The following is a 22,166-nucleotide window of genomic DNA, read 5'->3' as shown; positions in this document are numbered from 1 at the left end:
GGATGAAGCGTATCGCACTGATGGCTGTGGCCGGACTGCTCATGACGGCCCCGGCTTCCGCGCAGGATATGAGCGCCTTTGCCACCGGCCCGGTGTTCGAGGATTTCGGCCCGCATGCCCCGGTTGAAGGGGGCGAACCGCTGCCCAGTTTCAGCCGCTTTGCCATCGCTTTCGACGTGGCGACGCCCGCAGAAACAGGCGCGCGCAACCGCGGCTTCGAAAGCGCGGCGCGGTTCATCAACATGCATGTCGCCGCCGGGGTGCCGGAGGATCGCATTCAACTCGCCGTAGTGGTGCATGGCAAGGCGACGCTCGATTTGACCACCCGCGAAGGCAATGCCTCGCGGCCGATGATCGAGGCGATGCTGGCCAAGGGCGTGCGCTTCATCCTCTGCGGCCAGAGCGCGGCGGCAAACGGGGTGAAGAAAGCCGACCTGATTGAAGGCGTCGAACTGCACCTATCCGCCATGACCGCCCACGCGCTGTTGCAACAGGACGGCTACACGGTGAACCCGTTTTGATTGACTACCGTCATTCCCAAGTCTCCGCCAGTTTGGCTGCATTGGCGTTGTTGGCTGGATCACCAGCGAATGCAGATGAGCTGTGCGCTGAGTTGGTCCTTTTCGAAAAGGCGGACCTGCCTAGCACCGGCGAGCAAGCGCGCTGGATTGAGCTGCATTGGCAAGGTCGCTGGATGGACTTGAAGTCAGGATGGGGACTAGCTTGCATCAGTTCCGACGAAGTTGCGGCGAGGCTGTGCAGCTTTGTCGTCAAGAACACCTCATATGAGTTCGCAAGCAACTTCCCAGAACGAATCCTCGCCTGCCATGGCTATGTTATCCCTAACGGTATTGCGAATTGGCGAGGCGAAGTCGACGTTGAGATGGCTAGCGATCGATGGCACAAGCTTGTGATTGATCTCGGAGAACGAAGCGAGGACTCAGGCGCGGTTCGTTACGTCTCGGTGAGTGACGAGACTGCTGGCGGCAACGACATCGAGTATTCGCCCATCGCACCCTTGCCGTCAGACGAAGACGAATGACTGACCCCGCTCCTCTCCATTCCGGCGATAGCCAACCCGGCGACCCTGACGTGGCGCTGCGGCCCAAGTCGCTTGCCGAGTTCATCGGTCAGGAGGCGGCGCGGGAGAACCTGCGCGTCTTCATCGACAGCGCCCGTTCGCGCGGCGAGGCGATGGATCACACGCTGTTCCACGGCCCGCCCGGCCTCGGCAAGACCACGCTGGCGCAGATCGTCGCCGCCGAGCTGGGCGTGGGCTTTCGCGCAACTTCCGGTCCGGTCATCGCCAAGGCGGGCGACCTTGCGGCACTGCTTACCAATCTCGAACCCCACGATGTGCTGTTCATCGACGAGATCCACCGGCTCAATCCCGTGGTCGAGGAAGTGCTCTATCCCGCGATGGAGGATCGTGCGCTCGATCTGATCATCGGCGAAGGGCCGTCGGCGCGCAGCGTGCGGATCGACCTGCCGCCGTTCACGCTGGTGGGGGCGACCACGCGGCAGGGGCTGCTGACCACGCCTTTGCGCGATCGCTTCGGCATTCCGGTGCGGCTGCAGTTCTACAGCCATGACGAGCTCGATCTGGTGGTGACGCGCGGCGCGCGGCTGCTGGGGCTGGGCATCGACGCTGATGGCGCGCGCGAGATTGCGCGGCGATCGCGCGGCACGCCGCGGGTTGCGGGGCGGCTGCTGCGGCGGGTGCGCGACTTTGCTCAGGTCGCAGGGCAGGGGCGCGTCACCCGCGCGATTGCCGATGACGCGCTGACCCGGCTGGAGATCGACAAGCTCGGCCTTGATGCGATGGACCGGCGCTACCTCACCATGATCGCGGCGACCTACAAGGGCGGCCCGGTGGGTGTTGCGGCGCTGGCAGCGGGGCTTTCGGAGCAGCGCGACACGGTGGAGGAGGTGATCGAACCCTACCTCATCCAGCTGGGCCTGATCGCCCGGACGGAACGCGGACGGATGCTTAACGATGCGGGTTGGGAGCATCTGGAAATGACAAGGCCGACTCCGGGCGGCAACGCCGCGCAAACGAGCATGTTCGACCCGCCCGATTGAGCAAATGACTGAAATTCGGCCTAACCAAGCTGCCGGTTTCGGTGTCAAAACGGGACAGCGCCTTTGAAAAACGGCCATTTTTTGCCGTTTCGAGCCGTTAGCCTAATCAAAACATGGTTAACCGCATTGCCGTCAACGCTTCTTCAATCCCAAGACATCATTGGAATTGGTGAAGGTGTGGAAGGTCCGCACTCAGCCATGACAGGCAACAGGGTTCGTTCTCATGTCGATCAAGATGGTATCAGCCAAGCTCGCAGCAACAGCTGCCGGAATTGCGCTTTTGCAAGGCGGCGCGGTTCGCATGGCGGAGCCGATGAACACGGACGCACCGCGGTTCACCACCGATGCGGACGGCAAGCTGGTCGAAACGAGCCCTGATTATGTGAAGCAGCCGCGCTATGTGAAAACGGAACGCGTGCGCGAACTTCCACCTCTGCCCGAGCCTGAGCGTCGTCGGCGGATCGTGGAGCGCACGATCGAGTGCCAGCCGATCCCTGGCCCCTATGGCGTGGCCGGATCGCTGCCCGCAGGTGCTACGCGCGCATATATTAACGAAGCCGAATGCCCGCCGATCGCACAGGTGGCGTACGCTCCTGCATCGCTTCCCCCGCTTCCGCCGATCAGTGGCGGTGGCGGCTTTGGTGGTGGCCCGGTGATTGGCGGCGGCGGCCTTGGCGGCTTTGGCGGCGGTTTCGGCGGAGGCTTCTTCGGTGGCTTCTTCGGCGGAGGCGGTTCGTCTTCGGGTGATGTGAGCATCAGCACCACCACGTCCGGTGGTGGCACCAGCAGCTCGACCTCCGGTGATGTCAGCTCCGGTGGTTCAGGTGGCTCCGGCGGTTCAGGTGGTTCCAGCACGAGCACCAGCGGCGGCAGCACCAGCTCCAGCGGTGGCAGCTCCAGCACCAGCACTTCAGGCGGGACGAACGGTGGCACCTCGGGCGGCAACGGCACGACCACGACCACTACGACCACCACTACGACTTCTGGCAATGTGTCGAGCAGCACGTCCGGAAACGTTTCGACCAGCACCTCGGGCAATGTGTCGAGCACGACCTCTGGCAATGTCTCGACCAGCACCTCCGGTAACGTGTCGACCAGCACGTCCGGCAATGTTTCGACTTCGACCTCCGGGAATGTTTCGAGCAGCACCTCGGGCAATGTCTCAAGCACGTCGGGGAATGTGTCGAGCACGACCTCGGGCAACATCTCCAGCACTTCGGGCAACGTTTCGAGTACATCGGGCAACGTTTCGACGAGCACCTCCAGTTCGGGGAATGTTTCGAGCACCAGTTCGACATCCGGCAACGTCTCGAGCACAAGTTCGACTTCTGGTAATGTGTCGAGCACGACCAGTTCCACCACTTCGGGCAACGTCACCAGCACTTCTGGCAATGTCACCAGCACCGGCGGGTCAGGCGGGTCGAGCTCTTCCAGCTCGTCCTCTTCGAGCAGCTCGTCGTCCAGCTCGTCCTCGGGTGGCGGAACTTCGGGCGGAACCACGGGCGGATCGACCTCCTCGTCTGGCTCCTCCTCAAGCTCATCCAGCTCTTCGAGCGGCTCGTCGGGCGGTTCTTCGGGCGGTTCCGCTTCGTCGAGCTCCAGCTCGTCGAGTTCTTCGTCGTCAAGCAGCTCAAGCTCTGGCGGAAACACGACTTCGGGTGGCGCGACCAGCGGTGGCAGCTCGGGCAACATGACCAGCTCGACCAGCTCGTCTTCATCGTCGAGCAGTTCTTCGTCCTCGTCTTCGTCGGGTTCCTCGGGCGGCACGACTAGCGGTGGCAGTTCCAGCTTTGGCGGCTCGTCCTCTTCTTCGAGCTCGTCATCGAGCTCCAGCTCGTCGAGCAGCTCGGGCGGTTCCTCGAGCTTCGGCGGCAGCACTTCGTCGTCGGGTTCGTCGTCTTCGTCCTCGTCATCCAGCTCATCGGGCGGATCGTCGAGCTTTGGCGGCAGCAGCTCCAGTTCGTCGTCTGGTTCCAGTTCCAGTTCGTCCAGCTCCTCGGGAGGTAACAGCTCCGGTTCGTCGTCTGGCTCGAGCTCGTCCAGCTCGTCGGGCTCCTCGTCCTCGGGTGGCAGCACCTCGAGTTTTGGCGGATCGAGCAGTTCCTCGTCCTCGTCCAGCTCGGGTTCCAGTTCTTCGAGCGGTTCGTCGAGCTTTGGCGGAACGACTTCGTCCAGCAGCTCGTCTTCGAGCTCAAGTTCAAGCTCGTCCTCGAGCAGCAGCGGCGGCACCGATGTGCCTGCCCCGCCGATGATGGTGCTGTTCGGCCTCGCCGCCGCCGCCATCCTGCGGCGTCGCAAGTCCAAGGAGGATGAGGTCGCGGCCTGATCCCTCTGTCCCACGGACGCAAAAAGGGCGGCTTCCCCAGCGGGAGCCGCCCTTTCTGATTCGCTGCCGTGAACTACCCGATCAGGGTGCGGTCACAGCCTTGTCGGCAGTTTGCCAAGCGATGATGCCACCCGCCAGATGGCTAACGGGCTGTTCGAGATAGGCCGACAGTGCCTGCCCCGCGATACCGGATCGGCGACCTGACCGGCAATAGAGCACGATTTCGCGGCCTTCGGCCTGCGCAAGCAAGTCCGGGCCGGGCGCAAATTCATCGAGCGGGATATGAACCGCTCCGGTGATCATGCCTTCCGCGACCTCTTCTGCGGTGCGGACATCGATGAGCATGATGTCGGCAGCTGCCATGCGCTCGGCAAGCTGTTCGGGCGTCAGGTCTATTACCTGCGCCTGATCTTCAGCCCGTTCGTCTGATCTGCTTCCGGCGGTGGGCTCGGGCGCCGGTTCACGCGCCATTGCCAGTTCGAACCCGATCGGAGGACCCGGCGCGCGCTTGCCGTCGTCGTCCTCTCCCGGTGCGCAAGCGGCAAGCGCCAGCACGGCGGGGAAGAAAAGGGCGAGACGCGCCGGGTTCATTCGTTGGTCCTTTGGGCTCCCGATCAGGCAGCCAGCTTGCGCAGCACGTAATGGAGGATGCCGCCGTTGCGGTAATACTCCATTTCGTTCGCCGTATCGATACGGCAAAGCGCGGTGAAGGTGAAGGTCGTGCCGTCGCCGCGGGTCACCTCGATCTCGACGTCCTGGCCGGGGGTGAGCTCAGCCAGCCCCTTGATACTGAAGCTGTCATCTGCCGTCAGGCCCAGCGTCTCACGCGTGTCGCCGTTCTTGAACTGCAACGGCAGCACGCCCATGCCGACGAGGTTCGAGCGGTGAATACGCTCGAAGCTTTCGACGATCACGGCCCGCACACCCAGCAGGATCGTGCCCTTTGCCGCCCAGTCGCGCGATGAGCCGGTGCCGTATTCCTTGCCGCCGACCACGATCAGCGGGGTTCCGTCTTCCTTGTGGCGCATTGCGGCATCGTAGATCGGCATCTGTTCGCCATTGTAGGTCGTCACACCGCCTTCGACGCCGGGGACCATTTCGTTCTTGATGCGGATGTTGGCGAAGGTGCCGCGCATCATGACTTCGTGGTTGCCGCGACGCGAGCCATAGGAGTTGAAGTCCTTCTTCGCCACCTGGTTCGACTTGAGGTAGGTCCCTGCCGGGCTGTCTTCCTTGATCGATCCGGCGGGCGAGATGTGGTCGGTGGTGACACTGTCGCCGAGGATCGCCAGCGGCTTTGCACCGACGATGTCGGTGACCGGCGCCGGGGTCATGCTCATCCCGTCGAAATAGGGTGGGTTGGCGACATAGGTGGAACCTGCACGCCACTGATAGGTGTCCGAAGGCTCCACCGTGATCGCCTGCCAGTGCTCGTCGCCGTCATAGACGTTGGCATAGCGGCTTTCGAACATCGAACGGTCGATGTTTGCGGCGCGGTGTTCCGCCACTTCCGCGTTGGTTGGCCACAGATCGGCGAGCATGACGTCATTGCCGTCCTGATCCTGTCCGATCGGAGTGGTGGTGATGTCTTCGGTCACGGTACCCTTCAGCGCATAAGCGACCACCAGCGGCGGCGACGCAAGGAAGTTGGCGCGGACATCGGGCGAAACGCGCCCTTCGAAGTTGCGGTTGCCCGACAGTACCGACGCGGCAACGATGTCGTTGCCGTTGATCGCGGCACTGATCGGCGCAGCGAGCGGGCCGGAGTTGCCGATACAGGTGGTGCAGCCATAGCCGACGAGGTCAAAGCCCACGGCGTCGAGATGCTCCTGCAGGCCTGACTTCACGAGATAGTCGGTAACCACCTGCGAACCGGGAGCGAGCGAGGTCTTGACCCAGGGCTTGGGCTTGAGGCCTTTCTCATTGGCTTTCTTCGCCACCAGACCTGCTGCAATGAGCACGTCGGGGTTGGAGGTGTTGGTGCAGCTGGTGATCGCGGCGATCACGACGTCGCCGTCGCCAATGTCGTGGTCCTTGCCTTCGACACCGACACGGGCAGGCGCGCTCTTGCCGTAGACCTTGGCGAGATCGCCGTTGAACAACTCGTCCACTTCAGGGAGGATCACCTTGTCCTGCGGGCGCTTCGGCCCGGCGAGGCTGGGGACGACCGCGCCCATGTCGAGTTCGAGTGTGTTGGTGAAAACCGGCTCGTTCGCCGGATCGAACCACATGCCCTGTTCCTTGGCATAGGCTTCGACCAGCGCGATGTTGTCTTCGCTGCGGCCGGTCAGGCGCAGGTATTCGATGGTCTTGTCATCGATGCCGAAGAAGCCGCAAGTCGCACCATATTCGGGCGCCATGTTGGCAATGGTGGCACGATCGGCGAGGGTCAGGTTGGCGACGCCTTCACCGTAGAATTCGACGAAACGGCCCACCACGCCGACTTCGCGCAGCATCTGCACGCAGGTCAGCACCAGATCGGTCGCGGTCACGCCTTCGGCCATCTTGCCGGTCAGTTTGAAACCGACGACTTCGGGGATCAGCATCGAAACCGGTTGCCCCAGCATCGCGGCTTCGGCCTCGATCCCGCCGACGCCCCAGCCCAGCACGCCCAGGCCGTTGATCATGGTGGTGTGGCTGTCGGTGCCCACGCAGGTGTCGGGATAGGCCACCATCTGCCCGTCCGGCCCTTCGCTCGACCAGATGCCTTGCGCGATGTGCTCAAGGTTCACCTGGTGGCAGATGCCGGTGCCCGGCGGAACGGCGGAGAAGTTCTGGAAGCTCTTCGATCCCCACTTGAGGAAGTCGTAACGTTCCGCGTTGCGCTCGTATTCGAGCGCCATGTTCGCTTCCATAGCCTTGGGATGGCCGAATTCGTCAACCATCACCGAGTGGTCGATCACGAGGTTGACGGGAACCTGCGGGTTGATCTTGGCGGTGTCGCCGCCGAGCTTCTTGATCGCGTCGCGCATCGCGGCAAGGTCAACGACGCAAGGAACGCCGGTGAAATCCTGCAGCAGCACGCGGGCCGGGCGATACTGGATTTCGCCGCCGGTGACCGGGTTGGACTGCCAATCGACAATCGCCTGAATATGTTCCTTGCCGACGGTGAAGCCTTCGTCCTCGAAGCGCAGCAGGTTTTCGAGCAGCACCTTCATCGAGATCGGCAGTTTCGACACATCACCCAGCTGCTCTGCCGCCTTGGCGAGCGAGTAATAAGCGTAGGTCTTGCCGTTCACATCGAGAGTGGAGCGGGTAGCGAGCGTATCCTTGCCGATTGCAGTCATCGGTGTGTCCCATCCTTCTTAAAGCTGGCCTTTTTCGTCGGGGCGAAAAAGGGGATCCGGGTGATCCAGTCCGGTAGAGTAATCTCAGGCCCGCAACTGCTAGACTGCGTGCCTCAGGTCAAGGGGGAGGCACCCTTGGAAGGAAGGATTCCGACTAATGGGCTATGCCGAGGCCGTTTCCGGGGCTTTTCGGCCCTTTCTGGTCGCCAGCCAGCACCCGGTTACGATCAGAATCGTTCCGGCCAGAGTAGGCAGCGTCACCGCCTCGTCAAAGAAAGCCCATCCCAGCGCGCTGGCCCAAAGAAAGCCGGAATACTCGATGGGTACCAGTGCCTGTGCCTCGGCGCGGGCATAGGCCCATGCGATCGCCATCGCCCCTCCCACTGTCAACACCGCCGCACAGGCCAGAGGCACCAATGCGGCTGAAACCGGCGGTGTGGCAACGAACGGCGCGAACAGCAGCAGCACCAGTCCGCCGATCCCGCTGTGAAAGGTGGCGATCTCGACCGGTCCTGCCACCTGGCTCTGGCGGCGGACGACAATGAAGTTGTAGGCATAGAGCAGCGCCGAAACCATCAGCGATGCAAGGCCCAGCGCTGCATCATGATCGAAATCGCCGCCGCCGATCTTGCCCCCGACGATCACCAGCGTGCCGGCAAACCCCAGCAGACTTGCGAAAATCGCCTTGGGCCGGATCACTTCGCCCAGCAGAACCCGTGCAAGGTAAAGCGCGATCAGGGGCGCTACAAAACTGATCGCGATAGCCTCGGCCAGCGGCAGCTTGGTCAATGCGAAGAAGAAGCTGAGGGCCATGAAGGCGGAAATGATGCCGCGTTCGACATGCAGCTTCATCACTGCTCGCGAGGGCCAGCCGGTCTTGCGCCAAAACCAGAACGGCGCGATCAAAGCCGCGCCCATCAGGCTTCGCAGCACCGTCGCGGTGTAAGTGCCCGTCACCAGCGCCGCCTCTTTCATGAAGGCATCCATCAGCGACAGGCAGCCCACGCCCAAGGCAGCGGCCGCGAATGGCAGCAGGCGGGTAAGGGATGGAGGTGCGGGCTGTGCCATGATCGCCGCCTGTTAGGGCGCAAGCGGTTCAAGGTCACGCATTCTTCGCATTGTCTGAAATGGTCTTTTGGACAGAATTCATCGCAGCGAAAGCCGTTCATCTTGATAGCGTCTGGCAGTCAGGGGTATAATCGCTGGTATTGGCGCCGCCATTCTGGGGCGGATCGCACTATGGGAAGGGTTCTATGCGCAGCTGGTTGAGCACTTTGGCGGGCGGAATTGCCGCAGCATCCCTGATCGGGAGCGGTGCCGTCGCGCAGGATGATGCAGCCCGGCAGGTCGCGCCTACTCCTGCTCCCACCCGCGCACCTGCGCCCGGTGCCAGTTTTGATGAAGCCTTCCCGCAAATGGTGTCGGAGCCGATGGTGCAGGGCGACCTCGCGCCTCCGGGGCCGATCATTCAGGAATGGAGCCTCGAAAACGCCAACGCTCTGGTCAATGTGATCAAGGGAATCGGTGCCGAAGGTCTGAACCCGGCCGAATACAATCTCGAACAGCTCCGCATGCTGCTTCTGGAGGGCGAATCTGACGAGCTGAACGCGCTCGCTTCGAAGAGTTTTGTCTGGCTGGTGGAGGATCTGCGCGACGGGCGCACGCCGGCAGACGCGCGGGTGCAGTGGTTTGTGGTCGATCCCGACCGTGACCGTTTCCGCACTGGCGATTTGCTGACGCAGGCGCTTGAAACGGGCGATGTGGCAGGCACGCTGGCGAGCCTGCATCCGACTCATCCCGACTATGCGCGTCTGCGTGAAGAACTGGCCGTGACCCCCGAAAGCGAAGCGGCGAAGCGCAAGCTGATCCGCGCCAACATGGATCGCTGGCGCTGGCTGGCGCGCGATCTGGGGCGGCAGTACCTGATCACCAACGTGCCCGAATACCAGCTGCGGCTGACCGTCAACGACAAGATCATCCGCAGCTATCGCACCATTGTCGGCAAGCCGGGACGCACCGCCACACCGCAACTGGCGGAAATGGTCGAAGGGGTGGTGTTCAACCCTACTTGGACGGTGCCGCAATCCATCGTGCGCGGCGAAGGGCTGGGCCAGCGGGTGCTCAACAATCCGTCATGGGCGCGGGCCAATGGCTACACCGCCACGCGCGGCGCGAATGGCTATATCACCGTCGTGCAACAGCCGGGGCCGGGCAATTCGTTGGGCCAGATGAAGCTGGAAATGCCCAACCCGCACGCGATTTTCTTCCACGATACGCCCTCGCGTCACCTGTTCGCCAATGCCAACCGGGCGCTGTCGCATGGCTGCATCCGCACCGAACGCGCGCTGGAACTGGCGATCACCATGGCCATTCTGGGGCGCGGCGCTACGAAGGACGAGGCGGTGGCGATCTCGTCCTCTGGCAAATACACCAAGGTTATGCTGGAGCGTGAATTTCCGGCCTATATCACCTATTTCACCATGGCGACCGACATCGATGGCGAGCTGCGAACCTTCAACGATATCTACGGCCGCGATGCTCCGGTATTGGCCAGTTTCGACAAGCCGCGCGTTGAAAACCGCTCGGGCGAAAGCGATGACGAAATCATCGTGATCGAGGACGATCTGCAGGATAGCTAGGGGCGAGGCTCCACCACAGAGTGAGTGCCGCTCCGATGGTGAAGGGCAGCGCCATGATCCAAAAGCGATCAGGGCCGTCTGTCCCGACAATCGACAATGCTGCTGCCTGTGTGATCAGTGCGGCGACTATACACAATCCCAGCGAAGCGCCGCGTCCCAACGGCAAATGCCGAATGGCAAGCGCGGTGACAAGCCCACCCGTCAATACGCACGGAATGACGAACATCATGCTCAGCGCTGCAGCGAAGAATGGGTAAAACAGAATCGCGCCGAGGCTGCTCCATTCCATGTAAATGCCGTCGAAAATGATGGCGAAGATTGTCAGGCAGAATCCGCCGATCAGACTTCCGCCGATAATGGTTTTGCCAAGCGCGACGGGGATAGGGTCGGGCTGGTAATTCACCGTGCCTAGAATGCCCCGGGACTGTACCGCTGCATCGCGCTGGGCACATCGGGCGTCAGCGCGGCGAGTTGCTGTTCACGGGTCAGCATCGCGCCATTGTCTTGCAGGCCGAGGCTGTCGGCGTAGAGCAAGCGTCCGCCCGACAGGTTAAGCAACGCGGTGCGGAAATTGTCCGATCCGAAGGCGAAACAGCCGTTTGATCTGCCCAATCGTCCCCACCGTTCGATATGAGACGGTTCGGCATATGTCGCACGGTGCATCACGATATAGCGCCGCAGCGCCGCATCATTGGTGGTATCAAGCCCGCCGAGCCGTACCGACGTGCCGTAGCGGCCCTGATACCATTCCCAGGTGACATAGGCGCCCTTGCTGGTGGCGTTGGAGCCTTCGACATTTGAGTACCGCGTCAACCACCCGTCATGCTCCGGATCGGAGCCTGTCCCGTGGCTGACGTGCGCAGCTGTGACTTCTTCACGATCAAGATTGACGAAGTAGAACCGCTGCTGCGCCGAATGGACGCCGAAATCGGCAATGCCGACAATGTCGCGCCGCCAGATCGCATCGCCCGCCCGGTCAAGCTCGCGCTTGGCGATGTCGAACAGCACGCGGTCGCGCACTGATCCGGCGCGCGGTTGCGCAGCGAGCCTTGCGGGCAGGGCGGGCACTGCCAGAGAGGCTCCGGCGATGATCCCGGCGGCAAGGCCGGATTTGAGAAGATCGCGACGCTTCATAATTGCAATACTATCTACCCAATTATGGCGTTCCCGTGAATCCTTTTTATTGCGCCTCGTGGATCGCCTTTGCCGCCATGCCCAGCTTGATGACGCCGGGCATATGCCGTTGAATCTTCGGCCCCACCTTGGCCAATGCGGCAAGGCGCGGGTCCTGCACTTTCATCATCTGCGCAATTGCCGGGCCGGTGGCGTGCAGGCGGCTCTTTGCGTTCCAGGCATTGGTTTTCTCGTTCCCGGAAAGGATCGCGGTGCTCATCAGGTTCGCCATCACCGCGTAAGGGTAGGTGTCGGTTGAATCCGTCAGCGGAGCCGGGGGAACGAGATTGTTCTTTTCTGCATCAGTTTCGAAGTTGGCTTCGAGAAACGCCGCAAGCGCCGCGCTGTAAGGGACGAACGGCACCTGAGCGAGTTGCAGCGTGATCCGGTCCCCGTCGAAGAACGGCTGCTTGTTGGCGCGCGCATGGAACGGCACCGCGGTGGCGGTGCAATCGACGAAAAGAGTGCCGGCGGGCATCGCGACCCGCTCTTCCCCGAACAGCATTGCATCGGGTTCCAGTGCTGTCACGCGTTTGCCGCGATGGACGCGGGTGATACGACGCAGAAGCTCGATTTCGCCTTCGGAAATGACGGCAAAATGGAACATCTTGGGCGTTACCTCCGGATCGATCCGAAGCATGGTGCCGCGTTCGCCCAGCATGGCGAACATGTCGTCCCCGCTTTCGGAGGCGTCTGCGCATTCCACCAGATCGATCTGGAACTGGACCAGGTCTTCGATTGCGTGGCGGGCGGGTTGCAGCAGCCTGCGATTGAACATCCAGCTGTCACGCGGGCGAACCCAGTCGATCCGATCGGGCGCGACCCCGGCTTCCAGCAGCCAGACAGCGGTGTCCATCGCGGTCTTGCCCCCGCCGAGAATGCAGTAATGCGCAGGCAGGTTTTCCGGGTCTTTCCAAAGCTGCGGCAAGTCCCCCGGAATGGTGAAGCGGGTGCCATCGCCAATGTCGAAGCCGGGCTTGTGGGTGGAGGGGACGGAGGTCTGGAACCATGTCGCATCCACCAGCTTGCGTCGGACGGTAAAGCTGTGCTCCTCGCCTGAAAGGATGCTGCGGGCGCTGTGCCGTGTGCCGTCCTGCGCCAGATATTCAGTCAGCGGGAAATAGGTGACGCGCCCGCTCGGGATCAGCCGCTCCGTCATCAGCCTGCTGTAATAGGCGAGGATTTCGGCGTGTTTGGCCAGTGGAAACATCCCGGCATTGTGGCCGTGTTCGTCCCTCCGGTCCGGGCACATTTCCATCGAATTGACGCCGTAGGTGGCGCTGGGTTGATGGAGGGCAACAAAGGAATAGGCATCGTTCCAGTGCCCGCCGGGCCGGGCGTGCTTGTCGACGATGGTGATATGGCAATCGGGGTCTTCGTCGATCAGCGTATCGGCAAAAGCCAGTCCCACCGCACCTGCCCCGATAATGAGGTAATCGGTTTCCTGCTCTGCCATTGATCAACTCCGTCCTTGTGGTCGCAGCGGGGTAGCATCATCCTTGCGATTGCGACACTCGCAGGTTCTCATCCGCCATTGTCAGCATCGAGCGGGCATGGCGATCGGCCACAGCGCGCTGATCGTCACCGTAACCGCCTCCAAGTGCGGAAGCCACCGGCAACCCTCTGCGGCGTGCATGGTTCACCACGAACCGATCCCGCCGCTCCAGCCCTTCGTCGGTCAGGGAAAGCCGGCCAAGCTTGTCATCGAAATGCGGATCGACTCCGGCCTGATACAGCACCAGATCAGGTTCGAAGCTGTCGAGGATCTCGGGCAGATGCCTATCGAGCGCCTCCATGAAACCGTCGTCGTCGATCCCGTCAGGCAGGCCGACGTCGCGGCTTGATCGCGCCTTGCGAACAGGGAAGTTCTTTTCGGCGTGCAATGAGAGGGTGAAAATGTCCTCCCGTCCGGCGGTGAGGCTGGCGGTGCCATCCCCCTGGTGCACGTCGAGATCGACGATGAGTATGCGCCTTGCGTCGCCCTCTGCAATCAGCCGGTTCGAAGCGACCGCGAGATCGTTGAACACGCAATAGCCTGCGCCCGTTTCGTGCAGCGCATGGTGGCTTCCGGCAGCGGAATTGGCGGCATATCCGTGCTGCATCGCGAGCCTCGCCGCGAGCCATGTGCCGCCATTGGTGTGGCGGACGCGGCTGGTGATGGCGGGCGTGACGGGGAAGCCGATCCGGCGTTCTTTCTCGCGCGGGACTTTGGCGCGAAACACCTCGTCCACATAGGACGGGCAATGCACCGCTTCGAGCCATTCGCGCGGGCATGGCTCTGGCGCGTGTTCGGTGATGCGTGCGCCTGATGCCCTCAGCGCTTCCATCACGAGGTAGTATTTGTCGAAACGGAAGGTGCCGCGTTCCGGGCGCGGGGCCATGTAGTCCGCGTGGTGAACAACGTGCAGCATCGGCTTCACAGAAAGCCCGTGTGTTCGGCCAGTATCTTGCAGCCCAGCGCAATCAGTATGACACCCCCGGCGCGTTCCGCCCATTCGCCCCAGCGGTCGCCCGCGATGCGGCCCAGCGCCACGCCCCCTGCGCTCATGATGGCTGTCACAATTCCGATCAGCGCAACGGCGGTAAGGGGTGCGATGCTCAGCGTCGGCAGCGTTATCCCGGCGGCAAGGGCATCAATGCTGGTTGCCACCCCTGCGACGAGCAACGCTCGACCGGTCAGCGCTTGCGAGGCCTCTTCCTCGCCAACATGGCCGCCCAGCATACGCACGCCGAGGAAGGTGAGGAGAGCGAAGGCGATCCAGTGATCGACCGCTTCGATGTAGGCGAAAGCTGCGTATCCGATGCCCCAGCCGATCAGGGGCATGACCGCCTGGAATACGCCGAAGGTGAGCGCAATGGTGGCAGTGCCTGCCAGTCCGGGCCGGAACCGCGCGCCTTGCGTCAGCGCCACGGCAAAGGCGTCCATCGCAAGCGCGAAGGCAAGCAGCAGGGCGGCGATCATGGTGCTGCGGGAACGGAGGCCTTGGCCAGCATCGCCAGCTCTTCGTGAATCGCATCTTCGCTGCGGCTCGCGGCATCGCGCCATGTTGTCGCCGTGTCGGGGTTCACCAGTTCGCCATCTGCTGTGAGCACCAGCAGGTTCGGCGTGCCCGGTACTTCCTGAACGCCGAACCGTTGTGCCACGGCTAGGTTATGCCCGTCACCTGTCTGCGGCATGCCGATGTTGACGAAAACCAGCTCGTATTCCGCCTGCACCAGTGCGCCGATCCGTTCGCTTGCCAGCCATCCGGCGAGCGCGCGGCTGTCGTGGCACCAGTTGCCACCCATCACCAGCAGCACCCGCTTGCCATTGGCCTGTGCGCGTTGCAGCGCCGCGTTCACGTCGCCCATGGCATCGTCGCTGACGGTGTATGAGCGCGCTTCGGGATAGTCATGCGCGCTATGCGCGGTCTTTTCGGCCACTGTGGTGCAGCCCACCAGCAGCAGTCCGGCAGCCAGCCCCGACACTATCGGTTTGATCATTCGGCAGCTTCCGCTGGCGCGGCATGCGGATCGAAGGCGACCGCTTCACCCGCTTCGATCGCGGCGGCTTTTTCCTCGACCAGCTTCACGATGTGATCGAGCATGTCTTCATCCTCGATCGCGTGCGCTTTCACGCCCGAGAGGTAGACCATGTGCTTGCCCGCGCCGCCGCCCGTCAGGCCGATGTCGGTTTCGCGCGCTTCACCGGGGCCGTTGACGACGCAGCCCAGCACCGAAAGGCTCATCGGGGTCTTGATGTGTTCAAGCCGCTTTTCGAGCGTTTCCACCGTGCGGATCACGTCAAAGCCCTGACGCGAGCAGCTGGGGCAGGATACGACCTTCACCCCGCGTGTGCGCAGGCCCAGCGCCTTGAGCATGTGATAGCCGACCTTCACCTCTTCCTCCGGCTCTGCCGAAAGCGAGACGCGGATCGTGTCTCCGATTCCGGCCCACAACAGTGAGCCCATGCCTATGGAGGACTTCACCGTCCCGCCGATCAGACCGCCCGCCTCGGTGATGCCTAGGTGCAGCGGGCAATCGACCGCTTCGGCCAGCCCGTGATAGGCGGCCACGGCGAGGAACACGTCGCTGGCCTTCACCGCCACCTTGAATTCGTGGAAGTCGTGATCCTGCAACAGCTTGATGTGATCAAGCGCGCTTTCGATCAGCGCTTCGGGGCAGGGTTCGCCGTATTTCTCAAGCAGGTGTTTCTCGAGGCTGCCGGCGTTCACGCCGATGCGGATCGCGCAGCCGTTCGCCTTGGCCGCCCGGACGACTTCGGCAACGCGTTGCGATGATCCGATGTTGCCCGGGTTGATGCGCAGGCACGCGGCGCCGCCATCGGCAGCCTCCAGCGCGCGCTTGTAGTGGAAGTGGATGTCGGCGACGATCGGGATACGCGCGGCCTTGGTGATCTTCTTGAAGGCGGCGGTCGCTTCCTCTGTCGGGCAGGACACGCGGATGATGTCGCAGCCGACCTCTTCGCAGCGACGGATCTGATCAAGCGTCGCCACCGCATCTTCGGTCGGCGTGTTCGTCATCGTCTGCACGGTGATCGGCGCATTGCCGCCAACCGGCACGTTGCCGACCATGATCTGGCGGCATTCGCGCCGCTCGATAGTGCGCCAGGGACGGATTGCGTTCATTTCGGCTCGTCAATTCCTACAGGATGGAACACATGGAACACGGTCCTGGTGCAAAAAACACCTGGGCCGCACAGCGCCTCGCTGCACGGCCCCATATGGCACCAGACATTCGGTTTTACGACCCTTTCCATGCAGCCGTGAATAACACGCTTGAACACGGGTAGGAAACAGTGCGGCGACTTTACCAGCGGATCAGCGGAGGAACCGCAAGGCGACCGGCAATGGCAGCCAGCGCCGCAGGGACGACATGGACGATTCCCACATGGGCGATCGAATCGAGCGGGCAGGTGATGCCATAGGCAACCGAGCCGAGCGTTCCCGCTGCAAGCCCCGTCAGCCAGCCCGCACGCTCCAGCGAAACCGGAGCGCCCCGACGCAGGAACAGCACTGCGGCAATTGCGACCAGCAATCCGGCTGACAGCCCATAGGCCGCGCATTCCCAATACCAGACCGCCGGATCGGCAAGCGCACCGGCGGAATGATCATGCGTCGCTTCGAATGAAACCAGCATGATGATTGCTGCGACAGGCACGACCGCGAGCATCGCCGCGCTCCACCAGGCACCGCTGGATTTCGCACCGACGCGGGGCAGCGCGCTCGCAGCTAAGGTCAGGGCGCTGGCCGTACCCGTAACCAGCAACAGGCCGTTGGTGATCCAGAAAAAGCCCGATGCCTCACCCGTGACCAATCCGTTCCAGAAGCCGTGAATGACGATCGACGCCACGGCGGCGACCAGCGTGGCAAAACCTATCAGCAGCGCGCCTTCGAACGGCTTGACCCGGCGAACGGGCGCAGCCTGCTCGGTCAATGCGGCGATCAGATCTTCGCGGTTGGGGTATTTGTCCATGTCAGTCTGCTTTCTCGACCAAAGCGGCCAGCTTCTTCAGGCCGCGATGGATATTCACTTTTACCAGGCTTTCGCTCTGCCCGGTTTTTTGCGCGGCCTCGCTGATCGACAATCCGGCGATTTTCACCAGTTCGATCGCTTCCGCCTGCTTCTGCGGCAATTGCCCGAACAGCCGATCAAGGCTGACGCGGGCCATCACCACTTCTTCTTCGCTGTCTTCTACGGCGTCATCTTCCATCAGTTCCTTGCCGTCGTGCTTGTACACCCGGCGCAGGTGATCGACCCAGCGATAGCGCGCGATTGCGGCCAGCCACGGCAGGAACGGACGATCGGGATCCCAGGTTGCGCGCTTGGTATAGAATGCGATCAGCACGTCCTGAACCAGATCGTCGATGGAATGCGGTGGCACCCGGCGGCGGAAATACCGCTCCAGCCACAGCCCGACTTCCGACAGCAGCACATTGGTGGCGACTTTATCGCCATCCTGTGCCGCAATCATCAGCCGGGCAAAGGTGGGTTCGTCCGCGACCATGTCAGGCGGCTTTCACACCCGTGATCCGTCCCAGCAGGGTATCGAGGCTGATCAGGCCCGGCCCCCGACTGATGATGATGGCGGCCAGCGCCAGCACCGTGATGTCCCAGCCAAAGAAGTGGTCCCATGTCGGAAACACGAAAAGCTGGATCACCAGAGCCATAACTGCCAGCGCGGCTGCCGAAATCCGGCTGAACAAACCGATGAACAGCAGGATCGGAAATGCGAATTCGGCATAGACCGTCAGTGGCACGGCGAGATCGGGCGACAACGGCAGGCCCGCAAATTCGTTTTCGAAAATGATGTACTGGACATCGCTGATCGAGAGCAGTGTGCCTTCTTCCACCTTGGTCTGGTACGACCGCCAGAAAATCCCGGCAAGTGCGACGCGGGTGGTGAACAGGGCAATGCTTTCGACGGCGGCGCCTGACAGGATGCCGGTGAGCCGTGCCCAAAGGGATGTGATAGCGTTCATGAATTCCTCCTGAGACAGGATGATCGGCCCGCTGTCTTTGCCTGACAGGCCGATCTTTCCCGGTTTGCAGATCAGCGATCGATCGGGGTCAGCGAGCCTTTGCCTTTGGGCGTTTCGATGCTGGTGCAGGTGCCCTTGTCGACATACTTCCAGGCGTTGCCCTGATAATCGCGGGTCGAGGTTCCGGCGCAGCTGGTGCCAGGGCCTGCAGCGCAATCGTTTTTGCCTGCCAGCGCGATGCCGTAGCACTTTTCCTTTGCGCCCTGCGCCGCGACCGGTGTGGTGGCGAGCCCGGCGGCAATCCCGGCAGTAAGAGCAAGACCGGCGATCCCGGCAATCGATTTGGCTTTCACGACAATTCTCCCGAAGGCTTCGTTTCGTCCGCTCCGGCACCATTGCCGGAACTGCCCGGTATTTCGCGCCGGTTCGGCAGGCGGTTACAGTCGGGGTGTCGGAAATTTGTATTTCGCCTGTCTGTAACCGCGTGCGCTGGCGGACGAACACACATGCGAGTCTCTTGATAAATTCTGCTATGGAGCCGTCATGCCTGCCCCATCCGATCCGATTGCTCCGTTTGGCGGTTTTGGCCTCGGGCTGAGGCGGACGCATTACGACGATTTTCTGCAGGGCGATGTGCCGGTCGATTTCGTCGAGGTGATCAGCGAAAACTACATGATCGAAGGCGGGCGGCAGCTGCGCATTCTGGAGCAGGTGCGCGAAAAACTGCCGGTGATCATCCACGGCGTGTCGATGTCGATCGGATCGGCGGGCGGGCTTGATCACGATTATCTCGCGAAGCTGAAACGGCTGGAGCAGCGGATCGAGCCGCTGTGGGTGTCCGATCACCTGTGCTGGACGCGCACCAGCGCGCACAATTCGCACGATCTTTTGCCGTTGCCCCTGACGCGCGAGGCGCTGGATACGGTGTGCGCCAATATCGACCATGCGCAAGAGGCGCTGGGCCGGGCGATGCTGTTCGAAAACCCGTCGAGCTATCTGACCTTCCCCGAAGACGAGATGGCCGAGTGGGAATTCCTTTCCGAAATGGCACGGCGAACGGGGTGTTATCTGCTGCTGGATGTGAACAACATCTATGTCTCGGCGCAGAACCACGGGTTTTCGGCAAGGGATTATCTCGCGGGCCTGCCGCTTGACCGGGTGCGGCAAATTCACCTGGCGGGCCATGATCCGGCGACGGCGGAGCGCGATATCATCATCGACACGCATGATCGCCCGGTGATCGATCCGGTGTGGGATCTTTACGCGCAGGCGATGGCGATGTTGCCGCAGCCGGTCGCCACCATGATCGAGCGGGACGAGAACATTCCACCCTTACCCGAATTGCTGGCCGAGCTTGATCGTGCGCGCGACATTGCCGGCAGCGCTCTGGTGGCGGCATGACTTCGCTGGCGGAGCGACAAGGCGCGTTCCTGTGCGCGCTGCTCGACGATGAAGCGCCCCTGCCCGCAGGTTGGGGCAATTCCCAGGTTGCAGGGCTGGCGGTCTATCGCGGCAATTACCGTTCGGCGATCATGGGCGCGCTGGCCGAAACGTTTGAGCGCACGGCGCTTCATGTCGGCGAACGGGCCTTCGCCCAGGCCGCGATCAACCATGCAATCGCCAATCCGCCTGCGGGCTGGACGATCGACGAGGCGGGGCAGGGCTTTGACCGGACCTGCGCGGCCCTGTTTGCGGACAGGCCCGAGGTCGCCGAACTCGTCTGGCTGGAATGGGCGATGCTGGAACTGGCGACCGCGCCCGATTGCGAGCCTTTTACGCCGCAGGACTTTGCGCTTGCTGTCGCGGATTTCGGCGATGAAGACTGGGGCGAAATGCGGCTGGCCTTGCAACCGCGGGCCAGGACGCGGCTGGTCGATCATGATCTGGAGGCGCTGTGGCGCGCTCTGGGTAGCGGCGGTGAGCACCCCGATTTAGGCTTGTCCCAATCGCAATGCTGCCTCGTCTGGCGCGAAGGAGAACGGCCGACATTCACCCTCGTTGAAGCCGATCACGCAGCCGCCTTTGCCGCGATACAGAGCGGAGCAAGCTATGGTGAGTTGATCGGAATGCTGATCGGTGACGATCCGGACCCTTCCGAAGAGGCAATCCGAAATGCAGCCATGCGCGCCGGGGCGATATTGGGCCGCTGGCTCAACGAAGGGATCGTGGTCGCGATCAATCCCTGACGCTGCGGCCTTGACTTGATGGCTGGCTCGTCCAGTTTCCGCGTCAAGGAGAGAGACACGATGCTGACCGACACCTCGATCGAATTGCGCAGCGCGAAGCCAAGCCTGCTGATGCGGCTCGTGAAATGGCTGATGAGCACCCGCAAACCGGTGTTTCCGCACACGGCGCCGGAATTCCGTGAGCACATGAAACAGCGCAGCGTGCCAAGCGACGCGCCGATGCCCGCGAGCTTTGCCGCCAAATTCAATGTCGAGCAGTGGGAAGCTGCCGGGCAGAAGGTCATTACACTGCACCCGAAAAGCGGGCCGGGCGAATGGCACATGCTCTATTTTCACGGTGGCGGGTTCGTGCTGCCGATGTTCAAGGAGCATTGGCCGCTTGCCGCCGCGATGGTCGAGCATTGCGGCGTCAGCGTCACCCTGCCGATGTACGAGGTGGTGCCGGAACATTCGTATCAGGTGCAGGATGCCGTTGCCGATGCTGCCTTTGCCAAGCTGGCGGAAAGTCACGATCCGGCAAAGATCGTCCTCAACGGCGATAGCGCGGGCGGGCACATGGCGCTCAGCCTCGCACTGCGGCTGGCAAAGGCTGGCGGGCCGCAACCGGGCAAGCTGGCGCTGTTCGCGCCATGGCTTGATGTCACCATGGCCGATCCGGCGATCGCCGCGGTCGAGCCGCACGACCTGATGCTGAAGATCGGCACATTGCGCGCTTGCGGAGAGATGTTCGCAGGCGACCGTGATCCGGCGAGCGCCGAATGCAGCCCGCTCTACACCGCGAAGGAAGATCTCGCGCTGTTGCCGCCGACGCGCATCTGGACCGGCAGGCATGACCTTTTCATCATCGACTCCCGCACCTTTACCGGCAAGCTTCGCGATGCAGGGGTGGATGCAAAGCTCTACGAATACGAAGCCGCGCCGCACGTCTTCATGGCGATCGTGCCGACGCGGGAATCGAAAGACACGCTGGCGTTGCTGAGGGAATTCCTTTCCGCCTAGGCGAAGGTTTCGCCCGTCAGCTGCTCGCTCAGAGCCCAAAGCGCGTCGGCAGTGCCTTTGTCCAGCGCATAGCTGCGCACGCCGCCGCTGCTGCTTTCGTCGTCCAATTCGGCGACGTGGCAATCCTCGCAATAGACACCGCCCTTGCCTTCAAGCTCGGGCGCGGTGGCAGCCCAGCATTGCGTCGCGGCGCCTTGCGGGATGGTCTTCCACGCGAAGTCCGGATCGCTGGTGCTGACCCTGGCGATCAGGGCTGCCGACTGCTCTTCGGTCATGTGTCGGCCCAGATTGGTCTGGATGCCGCCCGGATGCACGGCATAGGCGTTGATGCCTTTCGAAGCGAAGCGATCCTCCAGTCCGACGCTGAACAGAACATTGGCCGTCTTGGCCTGACCGTAGCTCGCCCATTCGTTGTAATCGCGGTTTTCGAAGTTGGGATCTTCGAGATTGAGCGGCGCCATATGATGCGCGCGGCTCGACAGGTTCACGATCCGCTTGTCCTGCCCCGCCTCGACCAGCGGCATGAGATGTTTGGTCAGCACGAAATGTCCAAGGTGATTGGTGCCGAACTGCATTTCGAACCCGTCGGCGGTGTGGCCCAGCGGGCAGGCCATCACGCCTGCATTGTTGATCAGCAGGTCGATTTTCTTGAACCGCTCATTCGCCTCGGCCCCGCAGGCCCGCACGCTGTCGAGCGAACCGAGATCGCAGATGATCGTTTCCAGCTTCGCATCGGGCTGCTCCGCCTTGATCGCGGCCACCGCCGCATCCAGCTTCGCCTGGTCACGGCCTGCCAGAATGACGTGAGCGCCTTTTGCGGCCATCGCCCGGCCCGTTTCCTGGCCCAGCCCGGAATTGCCGCCGGTGACGAACACCGTCTTGCCGCTCAGATCAATGCCCGCCAGCACATCATCGGTGGTGCTGGTTTTGCCAAAAGCGCTCATGGTGTTCTCTCCCGTTTCAAGTGCTGGTGTAATGCCGCGCTTTGGGTT

The 22,166-nt window shown here is 62.5% G+C and carries 23 protein-coding genes; 7 read left to right on the top strand and 16 right to left on the bottom strand.

Annotated features, from left to right (window positions below; translation table 11 throughout):
• The first annotated feature begins 2 nt into the window (after positions 1-2).
• Genes AABA34_RS16270 through ruvB form a run of 3 tightly spaced genes read left to right on the top strand, consistent with a single transcriptional unit; the run spans position 3 to position 2,082 of the window.
• Positions 3-521, top strand: a complete 519-nt coding sequence (locus tag AABA34_RS16270) for a DsrE family protein (RefSeq protein ID WP_034955869.1) — start codon at positions 3-5, stop codon at positions 519-521.
• Positions 518-1,042, top strand: coding sequence for a hypothetical protein (locus tag AABA34_RS16265; RefSeq protein WP_338303386.1), 525 nt, complete (start codon positions 518-520; stop codon positions 1,040-1,042). The genes AABA34_RS16270 and AABA34_RS16265 overlap by 4 nt, the downstream gene beginning before the upstream one ends.
• Positions 1,039-2,082, top strand: a complete 1,044-nt coding sequence (gene ruvB / locus AABA34_RS16260; RefSeq protein WP_034955452.1) for a Holliday junction branch migration DNA helicase RuvB — start codon at positions 1,039-1,041, stop codon at positions 2,080-2,082. The genes AABA34_RS16265 and ruvB overlap by 4 nt, the downstream gene beginning before the upstream one ends.
• 501 nt (positions 2,083-2,583) lie before the next feature.
• Here ruvB and AABA34_RS16255 read toward each other — a convergent pair.
• From AABA34_RS16255 to AABA34_RS16240, 4 genes are all read right to left on the bottom strand, one after another.
• On the bottom strand, positions 2,584-4,386 hold the full coding sequence (locus AABA34_RS16255; RefSeq protein ID WP_338303385.1) for a hypothetical protein: 1,803 nt from the start codon (positions 4,384-4,386) through the stop codon (positions 2,584-2,586).
• Positions 4,387-4,489: 103 nt separating this feature from the next.
• Positions 4,490-4,999: a rhodanese-like domain-containing protein gene (locus AABA34_RS16250; protein WP_051700131.1), complete on the bottom strand. Its 510-nt coding sequence runs from the start codon at positions 4,997-4,999 to the stop codon at positions 4,490-4,492.
• 23 nt (positions 5,000-5,022) lie between these two features.
• Positions 5,023-7,695 carry an aconitate hydratase AcnA gene (gene acnA / locus AABA34_RS16245; protein ID WP_034955450.1) on the bottom strand — a complete coding sequence of 891 codons (2,673 nt, stop codon included), beginning with the start codon at positions 7,693-7,695 and terminating at the stop codon, positions 5,023-5,025.
• Positions 7,696-7,857: 162 nt separating this feature from the next.
• Complete coding sequence (locus AABA34_RS16240; protein ID WP_084155802.1) at positions 7,858-8,763, bottom strand: DMT family transporter; 906 nt, start codon at positions 8,761-8,763, stop codon at positions 7,858-7,860.
• Between the two features lie 185 nt (positions 8,764-8,948).
• Here AABA34_RS16240 and AABA34_RS16235 point away from each other — a divergent pair, with 185 nt between their 5' ends.
• Positions 8,949-10,334, top strand: a complete 1,386-nt coding sequence (locus AABA34_RS16235) for a L,D-transpeptidase family protein (RefSeq protein ID WP_338303384.1) — start codon at positions 8,949-8,951, stop codon at positions 10,332-10,334.
• Here AABA34_RS16235 and AABA34_RS16230 read toward each other — a convergent pair.
• The 11 genes from AABA34_RS16230 to AABA34_RS16180 all read right to left on the bottom strand — a co-directional run bounded on the left by AABA34_RS16230 (position 10,300) and on the right by AABA34_RS16180 (position 18,342).
• Positions 10,300-10,737, bottom strand: coding sequence for a hypothetical protein (locus tag AABA34_RS16230; protein ID WP_034955447.1), 438 nt, complete (start codon positions 10,735-10,737; stop codon positions 10,300-10,302). The two genes, AABA34_RS16235 and AABA34_RS16230, sit on opposite strands and share 35 nt — an antisense overlap.
• Before the next feature lie 5 nt (positions 10,738-10,742).
• Positions 10,743-11,468: a murein L,D-transpeptidase catalytic domain-containing protein gene (locus tag AABA34_RS16225; protein ID WP_338303383.1), complete on the bottom strand. Its 726-nt coding sequence runs from the start codon at positions 11,466-11,468 to the stop codon at positions 10,743-10,745.
• A 46-nt stretch (positions 11,469-11,514) separates the two neighbouring features.
• Positions 11,515-12,963 carry an NAD(P)-binding protein gene (locus AABA34_RS16220; protein WP_338303382.1) on the bottom strand — a complete coding sequence of 483 codons (1,449 nt, stop codon included), beginning with the start codon at positions 12,961-12,963 and terminating at the stop codon, positions 11,515-11,517.
• Positions 12,964-13,000: 37 nt separating this feature from the next.
• A complete protein-coding gene (locus AABA34_RS16215; RefSeq protein WP_338303380.1) occupies positions 13,001-13,888 on the bottom strand; it encodes a histone deacetylase family protein in 888 nt (295 codons plus the stop codon).
• A 35-nt stretch (positions 13,889-13,923) separates the two neighbouring features.
• Positions 13,924-14,469, bottom strand: coding sequence for a manganese efflux pump MntP (locus AABA34_RS16210; RefSeq protein WP_338303379.1), 546 nt, complete (start codon positions 14,467-14,469; stop codon positions 13,924-13,926).
• Positions 14,466-14,990 carry a thioredoxin family protein gene (locus tag AABA34_RS16205; RefSeq protein WP_338303378.1) on the bottom strand — a complete coding sequence of 175 codons (525 nt, stop codon included), beginning with the start codon at positions 14,988-14,990 and terminating at the stop codon, positions 14,466-14,468. The genes AABA34_RS16210 and AABA34_RS16205 overlap by 4 nt, the downstream gene beginning before the upstream one ends.
• On the bottom strand, positions 14,987-16,135 hold the full coding sequence (gene ispG, locus AABA34_RS16200; protein WP_034955438.1) for a flavodoxin-dependent (E)-4-hydroxy-3-methylbut-2-enyl-diphosphate synthase: 1,149 nt from the start codon (positions 16,133-16,135) through the stop codon (positions 14,987-14,989). Before ispG ends, AABA34_RS16205 begins: the two co-directional genes overlap by 4 nt.
• A gap of 181 nt (positions 16,136-16,316) precedes the next feature.
• Positions 16,317-16,982: an NrsF family protein gene (locus AABA34_RS16195; RefSeq protein WP_034955436.1), complete on the bottom strand. Its 666-nt coding sequence runs from the start codon at positions 16,980-16,982 to the stop codon at positions 16,317-16,319.
• A 1-nt stretch (position 16,983) separates the two neighbouring features.
• Positions 16,984-17,514, bottom strand: coding sequence for a sigma-70 family RNA polymerase sigma factor (locus AABA34_RS16190; RefSeq protein ID WP_252258835.1), 531 nt, complete (start codon positions 17,512-17,514; stop codon positions 16,984-16,986).
• A gap of 1 nt (position 17,515) precedes the next feature.
• A complete protein-coding gene (locus tag AABA34_RS16185; protein ID WP_034955432.1) occupies positions 17,516-17,989 on the bottom strand; it encodes a DoxX family protein in 474 nt (157 codons plus the stop codon).
• Positions 17,990-18,060: 71 nt separating this feature from the next.
• Positions 18,061-18,342: a BufA1 family periplasmic bufferin-type metallophore gene (locus AABA34_RS16180; protein ID WP_051700128.1), complete on the bottom strand. Its 282-nt coding sequence runs from the start codon at positions 18,340-18,342 to the stop codon at positions 18,061-18,063.
• 190 nt (positions 18,343-18,532) lie between these two features.
• On the opposite strand from AABA34_RS16180, the gene bufB reads away from it, so the two are divergent.
• Genes bufB through AABA34_RS16165 form a run of 3 tightly spaced genes read left to right on the top strand, consistent with a single transcriptional unit; the run spans position 18,533 to position 21,174 of the window.
• A complete protein-coding gene (gene bufB / locus AABA34_RS16175) occupies positions 18,533-19,390 on the top strand; it encodes an MNIO family bufferin maturase (protein ID WP_252258833.1) in 858 nt (285 codons plus the stop codon).
• Positions 19,387-20,175, top strand: a complete 789-nt coding sequence (locus tag AABA34_RS16170) for an HvfC/BufC N-terminal domain-containing protein (RefSeq protein WP_338303377.1) — start codon at positions 19,387-19,389, stop codon at positions 20,173-20,175. The genes bufB and AABA34_RS16170 overlap by 4 nt, the downstream gene beginning before the upstream one ends.
• Before the next feature lie 60 nt (positions 20,176-20,235).
• The gene (locus AABA34_RS16165) at positions 20,236-21,174 is read left to right on the top strand and encodes an alpha/beta hydrolase fold domain-containing protein (protein WP_034955428.1); all 939 of its coding nucleotides are present in this window, start codon (positions 20,236-20,238) and stop codon (positions 21,172-21,174) included.
• On the opposite strand, the gene AABA34_RS16160 is transcribed toward AABA34_RS16165, so the two are convergent.
• A complete protein-coding gene (locus AABA34_RS16160; RefSeq protein WP_338303376.1) occupies positions 21,171-22,118 on the bottom strand; it encodes an SDR family NAD(P)-dependent oxidoreductase in 948 nt (315 codons plus the stop codon). The two genes, AABA34_RS16165 and AABA34_RS16160, sit on opposite strands and share 4 nt — an antisense overlap.
• Positions 22,119-22,166: the final 48 nt, after the last annotated feature.

This window comes from Erythrobacter sp. Dej080120_24 (assembly GCF_036322605.1).
Taxonomy (GTDB): Bacteria; Pseudomonadota; Alphaproteobacteria; order Sphingomonadales; family Sphingomonadaceae; genus Erythrobacter; species Erythrobacter aurantius.
This window is presented reverse-complemented; position numbering and strand designations above follow the sequence as displayed.

Bases quoted from the DNA above. Each gene is read 5' to 3' on its own strand.
- AABA34_RS16270 (WP_034955869.1), top strand. From the start codon at position 3: ATGAAGCGTATCGCACTGATGGCTGTGGCCGGACTGCTCATGACGGCC.
- ruvB (WP_034955452.1), top strand. From the start codon at position 1,039: ATGACTGACCCCGCTCCTCTCCATTCCGGCGATAGCCAACCCGGCGAC.
- AABA34_RS16250 (WP_051700131.1), bottom strand. From the start codon at position 4,999: ATGAACCCGGCGCGTCTCGCCCTTTTCTTCCCCGCCGTGCTGGCGCTT.
- acnA (WP_034955450.1), bottom strand. From the start codon at position 7,695: ATGACTGCAATCGGCAAGGATACGCTCGCTACCCGCTCCACTCTCGAT.
- AABA34_RS16240 (WP_084155802.1), bottom strand. From the start codon at position 8,763: ATGGCACAGCCCGCACCTCCATCCCTTACCCGCCTGCTGCCATTCGCG.
- AABA34_RS16235 (WP_338303384.1), top strand. From the start codon at position 8,949: ATGCGCAGCTGGTTGAGCACTTTGGCGGGCGGAATTGCCGCAGCATCC.
- AABA34_RS16225 (WP_338303383.1), bottom strand. From the start codon at position 11,468: ATGAAGCGTCGCGATCTTCTCAAATCCGGCCTTGCCGCCGGGATCATC.
- AABA34_RS16220 (WP_338303382.1), bottom strand. From the start codon at position 12,963: ATGGCAGAGCAGGAAACCGATTACCTCATTATCGGGGCAGGTGCGGTG.
- AABA34_RS16215 (WP_338303380.1), bottom strand. From the start codon at position 13,888: ATGGCCCCGCGCCCGGAACGCGGCACCTTCCGTTTCGACAAATACTAC.
- AABA34_RS16210 (WP_338303379.1), bottom strand. From the start codon at position 14,469: ATGATCGCCGCCCTGCTGCTTGCCTTCGCGCTTGCGATGGACGCCTTT.
- AABA34_RS16205 (WP_338303378.1), bottom strand. From the start codon at position 14,990: ATGATCAAACCGATAGTGTCGGGGCTGGCTGCCGGACTGCTGCTGGTG.
- ispG (WP_034955438.1), bottom strand. From the start codon at position 16,135: ATGAACGCAATCCGTCCCTGGCGCACTATCGAGCGGCGCGAATGCCGC.
- AABA34_RS16195 (WP_034955436.1), bottom strand. From the start codon at position 16,982: ATGGACAAATACCCCAACCGCGAAGATCTGATCGCCGCATTGACCGAG.
- AABA34_RS16190 (WP_252258835.1), bottom strand. From the start codon at position 17,514: ATGGTCGCGGACGAACCCACCTTTGCCCGGCTGATGATTGCGGCACAG.
- AABA34_RS16185 (WP_034955432.1), bottom strand. From the start codon at position 17,989: ATGAACGCTATCACATCCCTTTGGGCACGGCTCACCGGCATCCTGTCA.
- bufB (WP_252258833.1), top strand. From the start codon at position 18,533: ATGCCTGCCCCATCCGATCCGATTGCTCCGTTTGGCGGTTTTGGCCTC.
- AABA34_RS16170 (WP_338303377.1), top strand. From the start codon at position 19,387: ATGACTTCGCTGGCGGAGCGACAAGGCGCGTTCCTGTGCGCGCTGCTC.
- AABA34_RS16165 (WP_034955428.1), top strand. From the start codon at position 20,236: ATGCTGACCGACACCTCGATCGAATTGCGCAGCGCGAAGCCAAGCCTG.
- AABA34_RS16160 (WP_338303376.1), bottom strand. From the start codon at position 22,118: ATGAGCGCTTTTGGCAAAACCAGCACCACCGATGATGTGCTGGCGGGC.